Below are 20,416 nucleotides of genomic sequence, written 5' to 3'. Positions count from 1 at the left end.
TCGGTTCGGTTAGCTGATGGCCGAGGCACGAATCGCACGCATCATCGTCGATACGCCGCTCCCGCAGCTGGACCGCCTGTTCGACTACGCCATTCCGGAGCGCATGCGCGACGCGGCGGTTCCCGGCGTGCGGGTGACCGTTCCGCTCAGGTCCGTCGGCAGGCTGGCCGACGGCTACCTGGTGGAGGTCACCGACCACGCCGACTTCGAGGGAGAGCTCAGCGAACTCGACTCGGTCGTCTCCGCCGCCCGCATTCTCACACCCCAGGTGGCGCGGCTGGCCAGGCGCGTCGCCGACCGTGCTGCAGGCAGCGCGAGCGACGTGCTGCGCCTGGCGATACCGCCACGCATGGTGCGGGTGGAGAAGGCGTGGCTCGCGGCCGAGCATCCGGCTCCCGCGCCCACCGAGCATCCTGCTCCCGCGCCCACCGAGCGTGAGCCTTCGCCTGTTGGCGGCTATCCCGAGAGCCTTGGAAGAGCAGTGGACGACGGGGGGCGCGTCGCCGTGGATGCCGTGCCGCGGCTCGTTCGCACGGCCGGCGGGGAATGGGTCGGTGCGTGGGCCGTGACGCTGGCCGAGCTCGCGGCGCGCAGCCTGGCATCCGGGCGCAGCAGCATCATCGCCGTTCCCGACTATCGCGACCTGGACCAGTTGCAGGCCGCACTCGCCGGCGTCGTCGACCCGGATGCCGTCGCGCGGCTGGATGCGGCGCAGCCGAACCAGGACCGTTACCGGGCCTTCCTGCGCTGCCTCGAACCCCGGCCAGTCGTGGTGATCGGAAACCGCTCTGCCGTGTACGCCCCCGCGCATCGCCTCGGCCTGATCGCACTCTGGGACGACTCCGACCCGCTGCACGCCGAGCCACTCGCGCCCTATGCGCACGCACGCGACGTCGCGCTCGTGCGGGCCGAGGAGGAACACTGCGGCCTGGCATTCCTGTCTCACACTCGCAGTCTGGAGGTGCAGCGCCTGGTCGAGCTGGGCTGGCTCGACGCTCACGCACCGCAGCCGCGAGTGACGCCCAAGGTCGTCGTGACTGCCACGCAAGCGGGTGACGGCGCGCCTTCCCGTGTTCCCGAGGGCGCGTGGCGCGCGGCGAAGGACGGCCTCGCTCAGGGTCCTGTGCTCGTGCAGGTGGCTCGCCCTGGCTATGCGCCGGTTGTCGCGTGCGCCACGTGCCGGGAGGCCGCGCGCTGTGCACGCTGCGGAGGCCCGCTCGGGCTCGACAGGGCCGGCGCCGCGCCGTCCTGCCGCTGGTGCGGCGCAATAGCCACCGGCTGGGCGTGCTCACACTGCGGCGGAACCAAGGTACGGCTCGTCAGCAGGGGGAGCTCCCGCACGGCTGAAGAGCTCGGCAGGGCGTTTCCCGGTGCACGAGTCGTCATCTCAGACGGAGAGCGCAGAGTCACTTCCCTCGACGACAGGCCAGCGCTCGTCGTCGCCACCAGGGGAGCCGAGCCGATCGTCCCTGGCGGGTACCGTGCGGTGCTGCTGCTCGACGGCGACCGGATGCTCGCACGCGAGTCCCTCAACGTCGCGCAGGACTGCCTCCGCTGGTGGTCGAACGCGGCGTCTCTTGCCGCGCCAGGCGCTCCGGTCGTGCTCGTCGGCGTCGCAGGCAACCTGGCTCAGACACTGGCCACGTGGCGTCAGCCGGCCTACGCAGCCGAGCAGCTCGCCGACCGCCGTGCCCTGCGGTTTCCGCCGGCCGTGCGCATCGCAACCGTCACGGGAACCGCGAAGGCGGTGGCCGACGCGACGGCATCGCTCGAGCCGGGTGCCTTCATCGATGTGCTCGGACCCACACCCGTCGAGGCTTCGCAGAACGGCGAGCGGTCTGGGGCAAGGCGCGCTGCCGGCATCCATCCCGATGCCGTGCGCGCGATCGTGCGCTTCGACTACGCCCACGGAGCTCAGGTCGCCTCCGCCCTGCGCTCCGCCGTGGTTCGCGCGGCCGCAAAGGGCAGGCGCCCGAGGGGCGATCGCGGCTACCGGCCCCCGCCTACACTCAAAGTCAGACTCGACGACCCCGAAGTCTCGTGATCCGGCCGCGGCTTCCGCTAGAAGGCGCCGGAGCACAACGCCGAACCGCGAAGGAGAGCGCCGCATGAGGATCGTGTTCGCCGGAACGCCGAACGCCGCGGTGCCCACACTGCGTGCACTCGCCGACGGACCCCACGAGGTGGTCATGGCTGTGACCAGACCGGATGCCCCGCTCGGTCGCAAGCGCGTGCTGACGCCGTCTCCGGTTGCGCAAGCTGCTACCGAGCTGGGAATCGAGGTGCTTAAGACCGCGCGGCTCGATGACGAGGCGACAGAGCGCATCCTGGCCGCGGAACCGGAACTCGGTGTTGTCGTGGCGTACGGTGCGCTCGTGCGCGAGCCGCTCCTGTCCGCCCCCGCGAACGGCTGGATCAACCTGCACTTCTCTCTTCTGCCCAGGTGGCGGGGAGCTGCGCCCGTACAACGAGCGCTGATAGCCGGCGACGAACGAACCGGCGCGGCGGTGTTCCGGCTCGTGCCCGAGCTCGACGCTGGAGACGTGTACGACGTCGTCGAGCGTGCGATCGGCCCGGACGAGACGGCCGGGGAGCTGCTGGAGTCGCTCGCGGTCGAGGGCTCGCAACTGGTTGCCAGGGTCGTCGACGGCGTAGCAAACGGCACGGCGGCCGCCTCGCCACAGCACGGGCAGCCCACGCTCGCTCCGAAGCTGACGATCGAGGACGCCCGTCTCGATCTCGCACAGACCGCACGAACCGTCTACGCGCGGCTGCGCGGCGTCACTCCGGAGCCGGGCGCCTTCATCACCGTCGGCGGGGTAAGGGTCAAGGTGCTTCGGGCCGCTCGGTCAGCCGCCGAACCGGTCCCGCCCGGCACGCTCAGGCTCAACGGCGCCCACGCCTACCTCGGAACGGGAACAGCCCCGCTCGAACTCGTCACTGTTCAGCCCGCGGGCAAGCGCCAGATGCCGGCCGCCGACTGGCTGCGCGGGCTGCCGGCCGGAGCCAGTGGAGACACCGGCCGAGCAGCGGACGACGAGACCGCGGAGCGCGCGTCGTGAGCGAACGCGCACAGGGCGGGCAGGCATCCGCCCGCTCCGTCGCATTCGACGTGCTGCGAGCGGTCGCCGAGTCGGATGCCTACGCGAACCTGTTGCTCCCCACCCGCCTCGAGCGCGCGCGCCTTTCGCACTCCGACGCGGCCCTGGCCACCGAGCTGACCTACGGAACGTTGCGGATGCGCGGGTACTACGACCGCGTGATCGAACTCGCCGCCGGCAGACCCACCGACCGCATCGACGACCCCGTGCTCGACGCCCTCCGCCTGGGCTGCCACCAACTGCTCACCCTGCGCACACCAGGCCATGCCGCCGTCAACGAGACCGTCGAGCTCGTGCGGCGATCGGCCTCGCGCTCCGCGGTGGGCTTCGCCAACGGCGTGCTGCGCACCATAGGCCGCACCAGGCCAGACGTCTGGCAGCAGAGGGTCGCCGAGACCGCGAAGACCGAAGACGCGCGGCTGTCCGTACTGCACTCCCACCCGGCATGGATCGTGCGGGCGTTCAGGCATGCACTGGCGGCCGAGAACCGCGAAGACGAGCTCGAAGCCCTCCTCGAAGCCGACAACGAGGCCCCGAGGGTGAACCTCGCCGCACTGCCCGGCCTCGCACAGCGACCGGAGGGTTCCGAGCTCGACAGGTATTCGCCGATCGGATTCGCATGGAAAGGCGGCGACCCCACGTCGATCGTGAGGGCGACGGACGGCGCCGTTCGCGTGCAGGACGAAGGCTCACAGCTCGCCGCGCAGACCCTGGTGCACGCGCGCCGGGTGACGGAGGGTGAGCTCTGGCTCGACCTGTGCGCAGGCCCCGGCGGCAAGGCGGCCATCCTCGCGGCCGCGGCGAAGTCATCCGGTGCACGGCTGGTGGCGAACGAGATCGTGCCGGCGAGGCTGGAGCTCGTGCGGCGCGCAGTGGTCGCGGCGGCATCCGTGGTCGAGTTCACCGAACGCGACGGCACGACCATCGGAGACGCCCAGCCCGCCAGGTACGACCGGGTCCTCCTGGACGCACCGTGCACGGGTCTCGGCGCCCTGCGGAGGCGACCCGAGGCCCGCTGGCGCAAGATGCCAGGGGATGTGCCAGAGCTCGCGAGGCTGCAGGCCGCGCTGATCGACTCCGCGGTGAAGTCGCTGCGGCCCGGCGGACTGCTGTGCTACGTGACGTGTTCGCCGCATCTGGCGGAGACGCGCGTGCAGGTCAGCGACGCGCTGAAGCGGCATCCCGGCGAACTGCGGGAGCTGCCGACCCAGGACGTCGTGCAGGACTTCGCCGTGAACCAGCTCGAACTCGCGGGCGATCCCGCGCAGGTTCAGTTGTGGCCGAACAGGCACGGCACGGATGCCATGTTCATCGCCCTGCTCGAGAAGGTGTGACGGCACCGATACCGTGGAACGCATGCCACGAATCAATCCGAGCATCCTCGCCGCAGACTTCGTGAACATGCAGCGCGACATCGAGCGCATCTCATCAGCCGACCTGGTGCACGTCGACGTGATGGACAACCATTTCGTGCCGAACCTCACGTTCGGGCCGCAGATGGTGGGGCGCATCCAAGACGTTTCGCCGATCCCGCTCGACGTGCATCTCATGATCGACGACCCGGATCGATGGGCACCCGGCTACGCAGAACTCGGCGCCTATTCGGTGACGTTCCACGCCGAGGCCGCGGCCGACCCGGTCTCGCTCGCTAGGCGGTTGCGCGACATGGGCGCACGGGCAGGCATCGCACTCAAGCCTGCGACGCAGCCGGATGCCTACCTCGAGCTTCTCGAGGAGTTCGATCAGGTGCTCGTGATGACGGTGGAGCCGGGCTTCGGCGGGCAGAGTTTCATGCACGAGACCATGCCGAAGCTCCGGCGGCTGAGGGATGCCGTGACCGCGCGGGGGCTGGACGTCTGGCTTCAGGTGGACGGCGGCATCACCGAGGAGACCATCGTCACGGCGTCGGATGCCGGCGCGGACACCTTCGTCGCCGGCTCCAGTGTGTTCAAGGCCGAAGATCCTGCCGCCCAGATCGCGTTGCTGCGCGACAGGGCGAGCAGTCACGTGCACTGAGCACCGGCAGCAAGCACACGTATCGCTGCCACTATCGCGGCCGCGCCACTCAATGGCTCAATCGGCTCGGCCCCCGCGAGCAGGCTCGCGCGGCTCTCATCTCAATCGCCACTAACCTGGTGGGGTGAAGACCTTCGACGACCTGTTCGCCGAGCTGCAGCAGAAGGCCGAGACCCGTCCGGCGGGATCAGGCACTGTGGGCGAGCTCGATGCGGGCATCCACGCCATCGGCAAGAAGATCGTCGAAGAGGCCGCCGAGGTGTGGATGGCCGCCGAGTACCAGAGCGACGACGAGACTGCTGAAGAGATCTCCCAGCTGCTCTACCACCTCCAGGTGCTCATGCTCGCCAAGGGCATCGCGCTGCAGGACGTGTACCGACATCTGTGATCGGAACCCACCGGCACCGACGTCACGACACCACGAGGAAGACCTGCACACCATGCTGAAGATCGCCGTGCCCAACAAGGGCTCGCTCTCCGAGACCGCAGCCCAGATGCTGGCAGAGGCCGGCTACAACGGGCGCAAAGACCCCAAAGAACTCATCGTCGCCGACCCCGCGAACGACGTCGAGTTCTTCTACCTGCGCCCGCGCGACATCGCCACGTACGTCGGAAGCGGCGCACTCGACGTCGGCATCACGGGACGCGACCTGCTGCTCGACTCGGGCTCGCCCGCCGAGGAGATCGACGAGCTCGGCTTCGCGGCATCGACCTTTCGCTTCGCTGGCCCGGCCGGCCGGTTCTCGGCGGTCGGCGACCTCGAGGGCCACCGGGTGGCCACCAGCTACGACGGACTCGTCGGGGCGTACCTGCGCGACGCGGGTGTCTCCGTCACGCTCGTGAGGCTCGACGGCGCCGTTGAGTCCGCCGTGCGGCTCGGCGTCGCGGATGCCGTCGCCGACGTCGTCGAGACGGGCTCCACTCTGCGCAAGCAGGGACTGGACATCTTCGGACCCGTCATCCTGCAGTCCCAGGCCGTGCTGATCGGCGCGCCGACGGATGCCCGCGACGGGGACGGTCACCCGGGGCTCGGCACCCTGCACCGCAGGCTGCAGGGCGTCATGGTTGCACGGCAGTACGTGCTCATCGACTATGACCTTCCTTCGCACCTCATCGAGCAGGCGGTCGCGTTGACACCGGGTGTCGAGTCGCCCACGATCTCTCCGCTGCGCGACTCCGGGTGGGTCGCCGTGCGGGCGATGGTGCCGAGAACGAGCACGAACCGCATCATGGACGACCTGTACGAGCTCGGTGCCCGCGCCATCCTCGTCACGCCGATCCACGCCGCGAGACTCTGAGAGGACGAGGAGCCGACATGTCGCTCGCGATCCGCGTCATCCCGTGTCTCGACGTGGCCGCCGGCCGCGTGGTGAAGGGCGTCAACTTCCGCGATCTGCGCGACGCAGGTGACCCGGTCGAGTTGGCCGCCTGCTACTACGAGCAGGGCGCAGACGAAATCACCTTCCTCGACGTGACCGCCACGGTCGAGGGCCGCGCCACGACCTACGAGGTCGTCCGGCGCACTGCCGAGCAGGTCTTCATCCCGCTCACCGTGGGTGGAGGCGTACGCAGCGTCGACGATGTCGCACTGCTGCTCGCGAGCGGGGCGGACAAGGTGGGCGTCAACAGCGCAGCCATCGCCAGACCACCGCTCATTGCGGAGATCGCCGACCGCTTCGGCGCCCAGGTGCTCGTGCTCTCACTCGACGTCAAGCGGTCGCCCCGCACCGAGTCCGGTTTCGTGGTGACGACGCACGGGGGCCGCACCGAGACCGACCTCGACGCCGTCGCATGGGCGGTACAGGCGGTCGAGCTCGGTGCCGGAGAACTCCTCGTCAACTCGATCGACGCGGACGGCACCAAGCAGGGCTTCGACCTCGAGCTCATCCGGCTGATGCGGGAGGCGGGAACGGTGCCGGTCATCGCGTCGGGCGGTGCGGGTGCGCTCGATCACTTCGCACCTGCCGTCGAGGCCGGCGCGGACGCCGTGCTCGCGGCCAGCGTGTTCCATGACGGGTTGATGACGATAGGCGACGTGAAGGATGCCCTCCAGTCGGCGGGCGAGGAGGTAAGGCGATGAGTGCGAGCGGTGACGGCATCGATGCGAAGACTCCTGCGCAGACGGGCGCGACCGGTGCGTTCGCGAGCGGTGCGCTCACCCGGGAAGCCGCATCCGGCATCCTCGACCGGGTGAGGTTCGACGAGAAGGGTCTGCTCACGGCTGTCATCCAAGAGTGGGACAGCAAGGAGGTGCTCATGGTGGGCTGGATGGACGCCGAGGCGTTCACTCGCACCATGACGGAGGGGCGTGTGACGTTCTGGTCCCGTTCGCGGCAGGAGTACTGGCGCAAGGGCGACACGTCCGGCCACGTGCAGTACGTGCGCGGCGCGGCCCTCGACTGCGACGGCGACACCCTGCTGGTGCGCGTCGAGCAGATCGGGGCAGCATGCCACACCGGCACGCGCACGTGCTTCGACGCCGACCTGCTGAACCCCGTCGTGATCGATGCCGGGGGAACGACGTGACCGCCGGAACCACCACGCGAGAACAGTTCGACGCGCTGCTCGGCACACGCAGGGTCATCCCCGTCGCTCGCGAGCTCTTCGCGGACGGAGAGACACCGGTCGGCATCTACCGCAAACTCGCCGGCGGCCGGCCTGGCACGTTCCTCCTCGAGTCCGCAGAGCAGGGCGGCATCTTCTCCAGGTATTCGTTCGTCGGGGTCGCAGCGTTCGGCGTGCTGACGCAGAGGCACGACGAGTCGCTGTGGCTCGACTACGGCCTGGACGCGGTGGGAGCGTTCGGGCAGGATGCCGCAGCACGGCTCGCCGCCAAGCCTTCGCTCGACCTGTTGGCACTTTTGTACGAGCGCTGGCGTTCCGACCCGGTCGAGGGCCTTCCGCCGCTCACGGGAGGACTCGTCGGGTTCATCGGCTGGGAGGCCATCAGGCAGTTGGAGCGGCTGGTCGATCAACCGCCTGCCGAGTTCGACGTGCCGGGCCAGGCCCTGTGCTTCGTCTCGGACCTCGTCGCCGTCGACCACAGGTTCGGCACGGTGCAGCTCATCGCCAATGTGCTCTCCGGCAATGGGATTGATGCCGACGCGCAGTGGGCGGATGCCCAAGCGCGCCTGGATCGCATGCAGGCCGGTCTCTCCAAGCCTGCAGACGCCCACCTCGAGCGAGCGGACTTCACGGTGGAGCCTGCGGCGGTCTCCCGCACGAAGCGGGAGGACTTCCTGGCGTCGGTCGAGACGGCGAAGGAACGCATCCGGGCGGGCGACATCTTCCAGGTCGTCATCTCGCAGCGCTTCGAGTTGCCGACGACGGCCGATCCTCTCGACGTCTACCGGGTGCTGCGCAGCCTCAACCCGAGCCCGTACATGTATCTGCTGCAACTCGAGCGGGCAGACGGCGAACCGTACACGGTCGTCGGGTCGTCCCCAGAGGCACTCGTGAAGGTGCAGGAGAGGCGTGCGTACACGCATCCCATCGCCGGCTCGAGGCCGAGAGGCGCGACGCCCGAGGACGACGCGGAGCTCGAGACCGAGCTGCTCGCCGACGACAAGGAACGTGCAGAGCACCTGATGCTCGTCGACCTCGCGCGCAACGACCTGGCACGCGTGTGCGTCGCCGGAAGCGTAGAAGTGACCGAGTTCATGCGCGTCGAGCGGTTCAGCCACATCATGCACATCGTCTCGTCGGTCGAGGGCGACCTCAGCCCCGACGCCACGGCCGTCGATGTGTTCCGTGCCACGTTCCCCGCCGGAACACTGTCGGGAGCACCGAAACCGCGTGCGCTCGAGATCATCGACGAGCTCGAACCGGCTCAGCGCGGCGTGTACGGGGGAGTGGTGGGCTACTTCGGATTCGGTGGCGACGCCGACCTCGCCATCGCCATTCGCACGGCCACCATCATGGACGGCGTCGCGAGGGTTCAAGCCGGTGGCGGGCTGGTGGCCGATTCGGTGCCGGAGAGCGAGTTTATCGAGTCGCAGAACAAGGCCGCCGCTCCATTGCGCGCCGTCGCCATCGCCAACGCACTGGAACGCGTGGTCTGAGCATGGCGACCACCTCCCCGCTCAGCGGCCGCCTCAAGTACTCGGCCATCCTTCTCGCGGTGCTCGCGAGCGGCCTCGTGCTGACGGCATCCACACAGACCTGGTACACACTGCACCTCGCCACGACGGCAGGGCACTCCGGAGCCCCTGCCGTCACCGGCTCAGCCGCCGCTCCGGCCATAGCGGCGCTCTCGCTGGCCGGAGTTGCGTTCGCCGGCGCCCTGGCCCTTGCTGGGCGGGTGTTGCGCTACGTACTCGCCGTTCTCGGGCTCGTGCTGGCCATCGGCATCATCGGCTCTGCAGCCACGGCCATCGCCGACCCGGTGGGCACCGGCATCACCGTGATCAGCAAGGCGACAGGCATCGCGGGCGACAGCAGTGTGCGCGCCATCGTCGCCCGCACGGATGCCACGCCTTGGCCCGACATAGCGCTGGCCGGCGGCATCGCGCTCGCGCTCTCCGCGTTGCTGGTCGCTGCGACGTCGCACCTCTGGCCCGCGACGTCCCGTCGCTACGCTGCGACGGCCGATGCGACGGCAGCGGACCCGGCGGCGCGAGCCCCGGGAGATGCGGAGGCCGCGCCGGGCGAAGAGCAGGCCTCGGCCGTGGACGAGCGGGCACGCGCGCGCGATGCCGCGATCGATGACTGGGACGACCTGAGCCGCGGCGACGACCCGACCGCGCGATAGATAGACTTGAGGCATCCCACCAGCAAGAACCGAAAGAGAGTCATGAGCGCTGAGTCCTCGGAGCCGGGCCACGGTCATTCGCCTGCAGCATGGACGGCTGTGGTCATCATGCTGATCGGCGTCGTCATCGGCGCTTTCGCCTTCTGGTTCGACCAGCCGTGGGTGGTCGTGGGCAGTGCCGTGGTCGTCATCATCGGACCCATCGTGGGCGCGATCATGTCCAAGGCCGGTTACGGCGCCAACGGCCCGAAGTACCGCCCGAAGGGTCACTGAGCGCGTGCTGCTCGCCGAACTCGTCGGCGGCGCCCTCGAGGATGCCCGTGCCCGCGCAGCGACGACGCCTCTCGACCGCGTCGCCGCGGCCGCGCAACAGGCGGCGCCTCCGCTCGCTGCGCGCGCAGCACTGGCGCCCGCCGAGCGAGTGAAGATCATCGCGGAGGTGAAGCGCGCAAGCCCGTCGCGCGGCAGGCTTGCCGAGATCCCCGATCCGGCAGCGCTCGCTTCGCTGTACGAACAGGGCGGTGCAAGTGCGATCAGCGTGCTGACCGAGCAGCGCAGGTTCCTCGGGTCTCTCGACGATCTGCGCGCGGTGCGGGAGGCCGTCGGCATCCCGGTGCTGCGCAAGGACTTCATCGCCGATCCGTACCAGGTGTACGAAGCACGGGCGGCGGGAGCGGACATCGTGCTGCTCATCGTCGCCGCGCTCGACCAGCAGACTCTCGTCTCGCTGCACACGCTCGCCACGCAACTCGGCATGGCGGCCCTCGTCGAGACGCACTCCGCAGAAGAAGTCTCACGGGCGCTCGATGCGGGGGCGAGCGTCGTGGGCGTGAACGCACGCAACCTCGACACCTTCGAGCTCGACCGCGACCTGTTCGGCACGCTTGCCGACGGCATCCCCGCCGGCGTTACGCGGGTGGCGGAGTCCGCGGTGCTCGGCCCAGCAGACGTCGCGCACTACCGCGAGGCCGGCGCAGACGTCGTGCTCGTCGGCGAGGCGCTCGTCACGGGCGATCCGACGGCACGGCTGGCCGAGTTCCTCGCCGTGTGAGAACGGCCAGACAACGATTCCGCCGGTCGTCAGACCGGCCCATCCCACAAGGGAAGTGACCATGGCCCTACGCGACCAGATCGGTCCCGACTTCGGCGACTACGGCGGCAGATACATGCCGGAGTCCCTCATCGCGACGCTCGACGAGCTGTCTGCCGAGTATGAGGCGGCACAACAGGACCCGGGCTTCGCCGAGGAGCTCGCGAGCCTGCACGCCACCTACACCGGCAGGCCGTCCATCATCACCGAGGTGCCGCGCTTCGCCGAGCACGCGGGGGGCGCCCGCGTCATCCTCAAGCGGGAGGACCTCAACCACACCGGATCCCACAAGATCAACAACGTGCTGGGGCAGGCGCTGCTGGTTCGCAGGCTCGGCAAGACGCGGCTGATCGCCGAGACCGGGGCGGGTCAGCACGGCGTCGCCACGGCCACCGCCGCTGCCCTCTTCGGCATGCAGTGCACCATCTACATGGGCGAGGTCGACACCAAGCGGCAGGCGCTCAACGTTGCTCGCATGCGGTTGCTCGGCGCCGAGGTCATTCCCGTCCCCACGGGTTCGCGCACGCTGAAGGATGCCATCAACGAGGCATTCCGCGACTGGGTCGCCAACGCAGACACCACGCACTACCTCCTCGGCACGGTCAACGGTCCGCATCCGTTCCCGACCATGGTGCGCAACTTCCACAAGGTCATCGGCGAGGAGGCAAGGCAGCAGGTGCTCGACCTCACCGGGCGCCTGCCGGACGCCGTCGCCGCGTGCGTGGGCGGCGGCTCGAACGCCATCGGAATCTTCCACGCATTCCTCGACGACACCGACGTGGCACTCTACGGTTTCGAACCGGGCGGTCACGGCATCGCGAGCGGCGAGCACGGGGCGACGCTGAGCCAGGGCACACCGGGCATCCTGCACGGCACGAAGACGTACGTGCTGCAGGACGAAGACGGCCAGACCATGGAGTCGCACTCGATCTCGGCGGGGCTGGACTACCCGGGGGTCGGGCCGGAGCACGCCTGGCTGCGCGACATCGGGCGCGCCACCTACCTGCCGATTACGGACGACGAAGCGATGCAGGCGTTCCGGCTGCTCAGCCGCACAGAAGGCATCCTGCCCGCCATCGAATCCGCGCACGCCCTCGCCGGCGCGCTCGACCTCGGCAAGCGCCTGGGTCCGGATGCCCTCATCCTGGTGAACCTGTCAGGTCGCGGCGACAAGGACGTCGAGACCGCTGGCGCGTACTTCGGCCTGCTGGAGCAGAACGGCCGGCAGAAGTGAGCGACGAGTCGGCAGTTCCGCACGCCGGCACGGCCATCGCGACCGCCGCGTCCCAACGACGAGGCGCCCTGATCGGATACCTGCCGGTCGGCTTCCCCGACCTTGCGACGAGCATCGACGCGGCGGTCGCTCTCGCCGAGAACGGCGCCGACGTGCTCGAGCTCGGCCTGCCGTACTCCGATCCAGTGATGGATGGGCCGGTCATCCAGGCAGCGACGCAGACGGCGCTGCAGAACGGATTCCGGGTGCGCGACGTCTTCGCAGCCGTGCGCGAGATCCGGTCGCGGGTCGACGTGCCTGCTCTCGTCATGACCTACTGGAACCCCGTCGTGCAGTTCGGCGTCGACCGGTTCGCAGACGAGCTGGCCGCGGCGGGTGGGAGCGGCCTCATCACGCCCGACATCACGCCCGACTCCGCGGCGGCCTGGATCACCGCCAGCGATCGCACAGGTCTCGACCGCGTGTTCCTCGCAGCTCCCACGTCCACCGACGAGCGTCTGCGCATGGCAGCGGATGCCTCGCGCGGCTTCGTCTACGCGGTTTCGACCATGGGCATCACGGGGGAGCGGGCCGACGTGGACGCGGCGGCGCGCACGCTCGTCTCCCGGCTGCGCGCGGCGGGGGCGGAAGTGGCGTGCGTCGGCATCGGCATTTCCACCGGTGACCAGGTGCAGGAGGTGCTCGGTTACGCCGACGGCGCCATCGTCGGGTCGGCGCTCGTACACGCCCTCGCCGACGGCGGAGTGGCAGGAGTCGCCGCCACGGCGCGGAGCCTCGCCGAGGGTGCTGCGGCCTGAGCCGGCGAACCGGCGCAGGGCACACGATCTCTTAGACTAGGTTGGCCGTGCCGCCCAGAGCGCGGCCGCGCGCATGTGCAACGGACGACGCACGTCGTCTGAACGAAAGGGAACCCGACAGGTGATCGCACCGCTCAGCATTCCGAGCCCGCCGCCGGCATGGCAGTCGATCCCGATCGACCTCTTCGGTCTGCACTGGGACATCCGCACCTACGCGCTGATCATCCTGGTCGGCATCATCATCGCCACCCTGTGGACGTCCCGCCGCCTCACGAAGCGCGGGGGCGAGCCGGGTGTCGCCATCGACTTCCTGATCTGGGGTGTCGTTCTCGGCCTCATCGGTGCGCGCCTGTACCACGTCGTGACGCACCCGAACGACTTCTTCTACCCGGGCGCGAACCCGTGGCGCGTGCTGTTCATCTGGGAGGGCGGCAACGCCATCTTCGGGTCGCTCCTCGGCGGTGCGATCGGTGCCTACTTCGCCAGCAGGCAGACGGGCGTGCGCTTCCTCTCGTTCGCCGATGCCCTGGCCCCCGGCCTCCTGCTCGCGCAGGCCATCGGCCGCCTCGGCAACTACGTGAACCACGAGCTGTACGGCCTGCCGACGAATCTGCCGTGGGGCCTGCAGATCGAGAGCACTAACGCCGCCTATCCGACGGGACTTCCGGACGGCACCGTGTTCCAGCCGCTCTTCCTCTACGAGATCATCTGGAACGTGATCGGCGTGATCGTGCTCGTCACGCTCGAGAAGCGGTTCGGCTGGCGCTGGGGCAAGATGTTCGCCGGATATCTCATGTGGTACGGACTCGGCCGCAGCTATCTCGAGTCGATCCGAATCGACCCGAGCGAGTACTCGATCGTCGGCATCCCGTTCAACGTCTGGGCGGCGATCCTGGCATTCGTGCTCGGAGTCGTGCTGTTCGTCGTTCAGTCGCGCAGACACCCGGGCGTCGAGACGAGCGTGTACCTCCCCGGCCGTGAATGGAAGCGCTCGGATGACGCGGTAGAATCGTTCGACACCGATTCGGATGACGAGGGCAACGTCGATGACGACGCCTCCATGACGAGCGAATCGAGTGAAGCCGAGGCCGAAGCCACAAGCTCTGCCGGCCGGGCCTGAACACCAGTCCAGCAACTGACTCCCGCCGCATCACGGCACACTCGGCAGTTCACGTTCTTCGTACGTCTCCCCACCATCAGGCGGACGACAATAGAATCCCTCCCTGTCCACGGGCCGACGTCGTCCCGCTCCCCGATCGATGTGAGGACGGTACCCATGGCACCGAGCCCGAAGTCACCACAGGGCGCTGGAACGACGCAGCGCGGTGTGGCGCCCGAGCGCGCCAAGAACAGCTCTCCGTTCTCCCGCTTCAGCAGCGTTCCGCAAGCCCAGGGCCTCTATGACCCGAGCGCCGAGCGCGACGCGTGCGGTCTCGCCATGGTGGCGACGCTGCGCGGCACCGCCGGTCACGACATCATCGACAACGCGCTCGGCGCTCTCCGTCATCTCGAGCACAGGGGAGCGGTCGGCTCCGACGCAGGCACAGGCGACGGTGCCGGCATCCTCACCCAGATCCCGGATGCCTTCCTGCGCGAGGTCGTGGACTTCCCGCTCCCGCAGGTGGGAAGGTACGCCGTCGGCAACGCGTTCCTTCCGCTCGACGAGCCGCAGCGGGCATCCGTGAAGTCGGTCATCGAGCAGATCGCTGATGAAGAAGGCCTCCGGGTTCTCGGTTGGCGCGCCGTACCGGTGCGCCCGGACGAGATCGGCACGCTCGCACGCGACGCAATGCCCGCCATCGAGCAGCTCTACGTCGACACCGAGCGCACAGGCGAGAACGGAGCACCCCTTTCGGGTATCGCCCTCGACCGGCTCACGTTCCGGCTGCGCAAGCGTGTCGAACGGGAGCTCGACGTGTACTTCGCGTCGCTGTCCGCGCGCACGCTCGTCTACAAGGGCATGGTGACGACGCTCCAGCTCGAGCCGTTCTACCCGGACCTCTCCGACGAGCGGTTCGCCTCGAAGCTCGCTCTCGTGCACTCCAGGTACTCGACGAACACGTTCCCGTCGTGGCCGCTCGCTCAGCCGTTCCGCATGATCGCGCACAACGGCGAGATCAACACCGTGCAGGGCAACCGCAACTGGATGCGCGCACGGCAGTCCCAGTTGCACAGCGAGTTGCTCGGCGACCTGAAGCCGCTCTACCCGATCGTCACGCCCGGAGCCAGCGACTCGGCATCCTTCGACGAAGTCGTCGAGTTGCTCACGCTCAGCGGCCGGTCGCTCCCGCACGCCGTCATGATGATGGTGCCGGAGGCGTGGGAGAAGCAGACCGAGATCGACCCGGCCAGGCGCGCGTTCTACGAGTACCACTCGATGCTCATGGAGCCGTGGGACGGCCCGGCCGCACTCGTGTTCACCGACGGCTCGCTCGTCGGCGCCACGCTGGACCGCAACGGCCTGCGCCCCGGCCGCTACCTGATCACCGACGACGGCCTCGTTGTACTGGGCAGCGAGACCGGAGTGCTCGATATCGACCCGAGCCATGTCGTGCGCAAGGGACGGCTGCGTCCAGGCAAGATGTTCCTCGTCGACACCGTCGAGGGCCGTCTCATCGAAGACGACGAGATCAAGTCGTCGCTGGCCGCCGCCGAGCCGTACGGCGAATGGCTGGATGCCGGCCGCATCAACCTCAAGGACCTCCCGGAGCGCGAGCACATCGTGCACACTCCGGCCTCCGTGACCAGGCGTCAGCGCACGTTCGGCTACACGGAAGAAGAGGTGCGCATCCTGCTCACTCCGATGGCGAAGACCGGTGCTGAGCCGCTCGGAGCCATGGGATCGGACACGCCCATCGCGGTGCTGTCCAAGCGGCCGCGCCTGCTCTTCGACTACTTCACCCAGCAGTTCGCCCAGGTGACGAACCCGCCGCTGGATTCCATCCGCGAGGAGGTCGTCACCTCCTTGAGCCTGGGCCTGGGCCCTGAGCGCAACCTCCTGGAGCCGACGCCTGAGCACACGCATCAGGTCGTGCTGGACTTTCCGGTCATCGACAACGACGAGCTGGCGAAGATCCAACACGTCGACCCGCTGCCAGGCAGCCGTACGACCGTGACCGTCCACGGACTGTACCGGGCCGATGCGGGCGAGGACGCCATGGAGCGCCGCCTCGAAGCCATGTGCGACGAGGTGAGCCAGGCGATCGCCGAGGGTGCGAAGTTCATCGTGCTCAGCGACAGGGACTCGACGCGCGAGCTCGCTCCCATTCCTTCTCTGCTGATGCTCTCAGCCGTGCACCACCACCTCATCCGCACCGAGGACCGCCTCAAGGTCGGCATCGTGGTCGAGGCGGGCGACGTGCGCGAGGTGCACCACGTCGCGCTGCTGATCGGCTACGGCGCGAGCGCCGTGAACCCGTACCTGGCCATGGAGACGTGCGAAGACCTCGTGCGCAGCGGCATGATCACGGGCATCTCGAGCGAAAAGGCCGTGCGGAATCTGATCAAGGCTCTCGGCAAGGGCGTGCTGAAGATCATGTCGAAGATGGGCATCTCGACGGTGTCGTCGTACGCGGGCGCTCAGGCGTTCGAGGCGATCGGGCTGTCGCAGGGATTCGTCGACAAGTACTTCACGGGCACCAGCTCGAAGCTGGGCGGCGTCGGCATCGAGGTCATCTCGGCCGAGAGCCGCGCTCGGCACCGTGCGGCGTACCCGGAGGAAGGCGCAGCACTTGCGCACGAGCGCCTGGCGACGGGCGGCGAGTACCAGTACCGTCGCGACGGCGCACCGCACCTGTTCAACCCGGAGACCGTGTTCCGGCTGCAGCATTCGACGCGCACGCGCAGGTACGACGTCTTCCGGCAGTACACGAAGCTCGTGGACGACCAGGCCGAGCAGCTCATGACGCTGCGAGGCATGTTCGCGCTGCGCAAGGGCATCCGTCCGCCCGTGCCGCTCGACGAGGTCGAGCCGGTCTCATCGATCGTGAAGCGGTTCTCCACGGGTGCGATGAGCTACGGCTCCATCTCGCGGGAGGCGCACGAGACGCTGGCCATCGCGATGAACCGGCTCGGCGGCAAGTCGAACACGGGTGAGGGCGGCGAGGACATCGACCGCCTGCTCGACCCCGAACGACGCAGCGCCATCAAGCAGGTGGCGTCTGGACGTTTCGGTGTGACGAGCATGTACCTGACGCACGCGACCGACCTGCAGATCAAGCTCGCGCAGGGCGCGAAGCCCGGCGAGGGCGGCCAGCTGCCACCCACCAAGGTGTACCCGTGGGTTGCGCGGACCAGGCATGCGACGGCGGGCGTCGGACTGATCTCGCCGCCCCCGCACCACGACATCTACTCGATCGAAGATCTGAAACAGCTCATCTACGACCTCAAGCGGGCCAACCCTGAAGCACGGGTGCACGTCAAGCTCGTGAGCGAGACGGGCATCGGTGCGGTCGCCGCGGGTACTGCGAAGGCTCTGGCCGACGTCATCCTGGTCTCCGGACACGACGGCGGAACGGGCGCGAGCCCCCTCAACTCGCTGAAGCACGCCGGAACGCCATGGGAGCTGGGTCTCGCAGAGACGCAGCAGACGCTCATGCTCAACGGTATGCGCGACCGGGTCGTCGTGCAGGTCGACGGCCAGCTCAAGACCGGACGCGACGTGATCGTCGGCGCTCTTCTTGGCGCAGAGGAGTTCGGCTTCGCCACGGCGCCACTCGTGGTCTCTGGGTGCGTCATGATGCGCGTCTGCCACCTCGACACGTGCCCGGTCGGCGTGGCGACCCAGAACCCCGTGCTGCGCAGCAGGTTCAGCGGCAAGCCGGAGTTCGTCGTCAACTTCTTCGAATTCATCGCGGAAGAGGTGCGAGAGTACCTGGCCGAACTCGGATTCCGTTCGATCGAAGAAGCCGTCGGCCACGCCGAGCTTCTCGATGCGGACCGTGCGATCGAGCACTGGAAGGCCTCGGGGCTCGACCTCGCGCCCGTGCTGCACGGACCTGAGTTCCCTGAGGATGCCCCGCGCAGCCACCGTAGAAACCAGAACCACGAGATCGAGAAGCACTTCGACAACCAGCTCATCGAGCGTGCGGCGAGCGTGCTCGAGCACGGCGGGCGCCTGGAGATCTCCCTCCCGATCCGCAACACCGAGCGTGCCGTCGGCACCCTGCTCGGTCACGAGGTGACGGTGCGCCACGGCGAGCACGGGCTGCCTGACGGCTCGATCGACGTGACTCTGACCGGTTCGGCCGGCCAGTCCCTCGGTGCGTTCCTGCCTAGCGGCATCACCCTGCGACTGGAGGGCGACTCGAACGACTACGTCGGCAAGGGCCTCTCCGGCGGACGCATCGTCGTTCGGCCCGACCGCACGAGCGTGTTCCCCGCGGAGCGCAACGTCATCGCGGGCAACGTCATCGGATACGGAGCCACGCAGGGCAGCATGTTCATCCGCGGAACAGTGGGTGAACGTTTCCTGGTGCGCAACTCGGGAGCAACGGCCGTCGTCGAGGGTGTCGGTGATCACGCACTCGAATACATGACGGGCGGTCTCGCACTCATTCTCGGCACCACGGGACGCAACCTCGGCGCCGGGATGTCGGGCGGCACCGCGTATGTGCTCGACCTGCGAGAGGAGCGCGTGAACCGCGACGCGCTGACCAGCGGCGAGCTCGAGCTGTCGGCCCTGGGCAGTGGCGACATCGAGATCGTGCGCGACCTACTCGAACAGCACGTCGCCGAGACCGACTCGGCCGTGGCGAAGGGGCTGTTGACCGACCTCGAAGCGGCATCCGCTCGCTTCACCAAGGTGCTGCCGCGGGACTACGCGGCAGTGCTCGAGACCCGTAAGAACGCCGTCGACGAGGGGCTCGACCCCGACGGCGACATCGTGTGGAACAGAATCTTGGAGGTGACCGGTGGCTGACCCCAAGGGCTTCCTCAAGGTCACGGAACGTGAAGTGCCCAAGCGCCGGCCGGTGTCGGTGCGCCTCATGGACTGGAAAGAGGTCTACGAGGCCGGCGACTCCGCGACACTGCGCAAGCAGGCTGGACGCTGCATGGATTGCGGCATCCCGTTCTGCCACCAAGGCTGCCCGCTGGGCAACCTCATTCCCGAGTGGAACGACCTCATGTGGCGCGGCGAGGGCCGCCAGGCGATCGAGCGGCTGCATGCCACGAACAACTTCCCGGAGTTCACCGGGCGGCTGTGCCCTGCGCCCTGCGAGGACTCGTGCGTTCTGGGCATCAATCAGCCGGCCGTGACCATCAAGCAGGTCGAGCAGACCATCATCGACCAAGCGTGGTCGAACGGCTGGGTGCAGCCGCACCCGCCTCAGCGGCTGACCGGCAAGACCGTCGCGGTTGTGGGCTCCGGCCCTGCCGGTCTCGCCGCCGCCCAGCAGCTCACCAGGGCCGGACACACCGTCGCGGTGTACGAGCGCGACGACCGCATCGGCGGTCTGCTGCGGTACGGCATCCCGGACTTCAAGATGGAGAAGAAGCACATCGAGGCGCGCTTGGCGCAGATGACGGCGGAGGGAACCAGATTCCGCGCCGGCGTCAACATCGGTGTCGACATCAGCTGGTCCGACCTCAAGGCCCGGTACGACGCCGTCGTCGTCGCGACGGGTGCGATGGTTCCGCGCGATCTCCCCATCCCTGGGCGCGATCTCGCCGGCGTGCACTTCGCCATGGAATATCTCGTGCAGCAGAACCGTGTCGGCGCCGGGGACTCGGTTCCCATGCAGATCTCCGCTGAGGGCAAGCACGTCGTCGTCTTGGGCGGAGGCGACACCGGTGCGGACTGCATCGGTACCGCGCACAGGCAGAAGGCGGCATCCGTCACCAACCTCGCGATCGGCAAGCAACCGCCGAACGAGCGGCCCGCGCACCAGCCATGGCCGACCACCCCGACGCTGTTCGAGGTGCAGACGGCGCACGAGGAGGGCGGGCGACGCGAATACCTCGCCTCCACCGTCGAGTTCGTCGGAAACGACGTCGGCGAGGTCATCGCGATCCGCGTGGCCGAGACCGAATACCTCGACGGCCGGCGCGTGCCGAAGGCGGGCACCGAGCGCGAGATCCCCGCGGACCTCGTGCTGCTTGCGCTGGGTTTCACCGGCCCCGAGCAGGACACGCTGTCTGGCCAGCTCGCCGTGCCGTTCGACCAGCGAGGCAATGTGGGTCGCGACGGCGACTACCAGACGCAGGAGCCTGGAGTGTTCGTGGCGGGCGACGCCGGCCGCGGCCAGTCCCTCATCGTCTGGGCGATCGCCGAGGGCCGGGCTGCGGCTGCCGCGGTCGACCGGTATCTTGAAGGAGAGACCGCGCTCCCTTCGCCCGTCAGGCCGACGGACCGCGGCATCACGATCTAGCGCTCGCGTCCATTCCCTGCCTTCAGGGCGTGATCACTCACGCACGCGCACAAAACTC

At 68.6% G+C, this 20,416-nt stretch carries 17 protein-coding genes; all 17 read left to right on the top strand.

Features of this window, described 5'->3' with window-relative positions; translation table 11 throughout:
- The first annotated feature begins 16 nt into the window (after positions 1-16).
- Positions 17-2,044, top strand: coding sequence for a primosomal protein N' (locus tag ACO2Q7_RS01405; protein WP_423353859.1), 2,028 nt, complete (start codon positions 17-19; stop codon positions 2,042-2,044).
- Positions 2,045-2,108: 64 nt separating this feature from the next.
- The gene (gene fmt, locus ACO2Q7_RS01400) at positions 2,109-3,062 is read left to right on the top strand and encodes a methionyl-tRNA formyltransferase (RefSeq protein ID WP_423353858.1); all 954 of its coding nucleotides are present in this window, start codon (positions 2,109-2,111) and stop codon (positions 3,060-3,062) included.
- Positions 3,059-4,435, top strand: coding sequence for an RsmB/NOP family class I SAM-dependent RNA methyltransferase (locus ACO2Q7_RS01395; protein ID WP_423353857.1), 1,377 nt, complete (start codon positions 3,059-3,061; stop codon positions 4,433-4,435). Before fmt ends, ACO2Q7_RS01395 begins: the two co-directional genes overlap by 4 nt.
- A 22-nt stretch (positions 4,436-4,457) precedes the next feature.
- Positions 4,458-5,117, top strand: coding sequence for a ribulose-phosphate 3-epimerase (rpe, locus tag ACO2Q7_RS01390; protein WP_423353856.1), 660 nt, complete (start codon positions 4,458-4,460; stop codon positions 5,115-5,117).
- 124 nt (positions 5,118-5,241) lie between these two features.
- Positions 5,242-5,505 carry a phosphoribosyl-ATP diphosphatase gene (locus ACO2Q7_RS01385; protein WP_423353855.1) on the top strand — a complete coding sequence of 88 codons (264 nt, stop codon included), beginning with the start codon at positions 5,242-5,244 and terminating at the stop codon, positions 5,503-5,505.
- A 52-nt stretch (positions 5,506-5,557) separates the two neighbouring features.
- Complete coding sequence (gene hisG / locus ACO2Q7_RS01380; RefSeq protein ID WP_423353854.1) at positions 5,558-6,415, top strand: ATP phosphoribosyltransferase; 858 nt, start codon at positions 5,558-5,560, stop codon at positions 6,413-6,415.
- 17 nt (positions 6,416-6,432) lie between these two features.
- Entirely contained in the window at positions 6,433-7,197 is a 765-nt protein-coding gene (gene hisF, locus ACO2Q7_RS01375) for an imidazole glycerol phosphate synthase subunit HisF (protein ID WP_423353853.1), read from the top strand.
- Positions 7,194-7,643, top strand: a complete 450-nt coding sequence (gene hisI / locus ACO2Q7_RS01370) for a phosphoribosyl-AMP cyclohydrolase (protein WP_423353852.1) — start codon at positions 7,194-7,196, stop codon at positions 7,641-7,643. Before hisF ends, hisI begins: the two co-directional genes overlap by 4 nt.
- A complete protein-coding gene (locus ACO2Q7_RS01365) occupies positions 7,640-9,178 on the top strand; it encodes an anthranilate synthase component I (protein WP_423353851.1) in 1,539 nt (512 codons plus the stop codon). The genes hisI and ACO2Q7_RS01365 overlap by 4 nt, the downstream gene beginning before the upstream one ends.
- A gap of 2 nt (positions 9,179-9,180) precedes the next feature.
- Positions 9,181-9,867 carry a Trp biosynthesis-associated membrane protein gene (locus tag ACO2Q7_RS01360; RefSeq protein ID WP_423353850.1) on the top strand — a complete coding sequence of 229 codons (687 nt, stop codon included), beginning with the start codon at positions 9,181-9,183 and terminating at the stop codon, positions 9,865-9,867.
- A 42-nt stretch (positions 9,868-9,909) separates the two neighbouring features.
- Complete coding sequence (locus ACO2Q7_RS01355) at positions 9,910-10,140, top strand: DUF6704 family protein (protein WP_423353849.1); 231 nt, start codon at positions 9,910-9,912, stop codon at positions 10,138-10,140.
- 7 nt (positions 10,141-10,147) lie between these two features.
- Positions 10,148-10,918, top strand: coding sequence for an indole-3-glycerol phosphate synthase TrpC (gene trpC / locus ACO2Q7_RS01350; RefSeq protein ID WP_423355931.1), 771 nt, complete (start codon positions 10,148-10,150; stop codon positions 10,916-10,918).
- A 61-nt stretch (positions 10,919-10,979) separates the two neighbouring features.
- A complete protein-coding gene (gene trpB, locus ACO2Q7_RS01345) occupies positions 10,980-12,191 on the top strand; it encodes a tryptophan synthase subunit beta (RefSeq protein ID WP_423353848.1) in 1,212 nt (403 codons plus the stop codon).
- A 35-nt stretch (positions 12,192-12,226) separates the two neighbouring features.
- Entirely contained in the window at positions 12,227-12,988 is a 762-nt protein-coding gene (trpA, locus tag ACO2Q7_RS01340) for a tryptophan synthase subunit alpha (RefSeq protein WP_423355930.1), read from the top strand.
- Positions 12,989-13,109: 121 nt separating this feature from the next.
- A complete protein-coding gene (gene lgt, locus ACO2Q7_RS01335) occupies positions 13,110-14,108 on the top strand; it encodes a prolipoprotein diacylglyceryl transferase (RefSeq protein ID WP_423353847.1) in 999 nt (332 codons plus the stop codon).
- Between the two features lie 156 nt (positions 14,109-14,264).
- Entirely contained in the window at positions 14,265-18,908 is a 4,644-nt protein-coding gene (gltB, locus tag ACO2Q7_RS01330; protein ID WP_423353846.1) for a glutamate synthase large subunit, read from the top strand.
- A complete protein-coding gene (locus ACO2Q7_RS01325) occupies positions 18,901-20,358 on the top strand; it encodes a glutamate synthase subunit beta (RefSeq protein ID WP_423353845.1) in 1,458 nt (485 codons plus the stop codon). Before gltB ends, ACO2Q7_RS01325 begins: the two co-directional genes overlap by 8 nt.
- The last annotated feature ends 58 nt before the right edge of the window (positions 20,359-20,416 follow it).

Source organism: Rathayibacter sp. KR2-224 (assembly GCF_049446075.1).
Lineage (GTDB): Bacteria > Actinomycetota > Actinomycetes > Actinomycetales > Microbacteriaceae > Humibacter.
The sequence above is the reverse complement of the archived record's forward strand: the minus strand, read 5'-3'. Positions and strand labels throughout refer to the sequence as shown.

Coding starts and splice junctions, on each gene's coding strand:
- ACO2Q7_RS01355 (WP_423353849.1), top strand. CDS start 9,910: ATGAGCGCTGAGTCCTCGGAGCCGGGCCACGGTCATTCGCCTGCAGCA.
- trpB (WP_423353848.1), top strand. CDS start 10,980: ATGGCCCTACGCGACCAGATCGGTCCCGACTTCGGCGACTACGGCGGC.
- hisI (WP_423353852.1), top strand. CDS start 7,194: ATGAGTGCGAGCGGTGACGGCATCGATGCGAAGACTCCTGCGCAGACG.
- gltB (WP_423353846.1), top strand. CDS start 14,265: ATGGCACCGAGCCCGAAGTCACCACAGGGCGCTGGAACGACGCAGCGC.
- ACO2Q7_RS01360 (WP_423353850.1), top strand. CDS start 9,181: ATGGCGACCACCTCCCCGCTCAGCGGCCGCCTCAAGTACTCGGCCATC.
- ACO2Q7_RS01405 (WP_423353859.1), top strand. CDS start 17: ATGGCCGAGGCACGAATCGCACGCATCATCGTCGATACGCCGCTCCCG.
- rpe (WP_423353856.1), top strand. CDS start 4,458: ATGCCACGAATCAATCCGAGCATCCTCGCCGCAGACTTCGTGAACATG.
- hisF (WP_423353853.1), top strand. CDS start 6,433: ATGTCGCTCGCGATCCGCGTCATCCCGTGTCTCGACGTGGCCGCCGGC.
- fmt (WP_423353858.1), top strand. CDS start 2,109: ATGAGGATCGTGTTCGCCGGAACGCCGAACGCCGCGGTGCCCACACTG.
- hisG (WP_423353854.1), top strand. CDS start 5,558: ATGCTGAAGATCGCCGTGCCCAACAAGGGCTCGCTCTCCGAGACCGCA.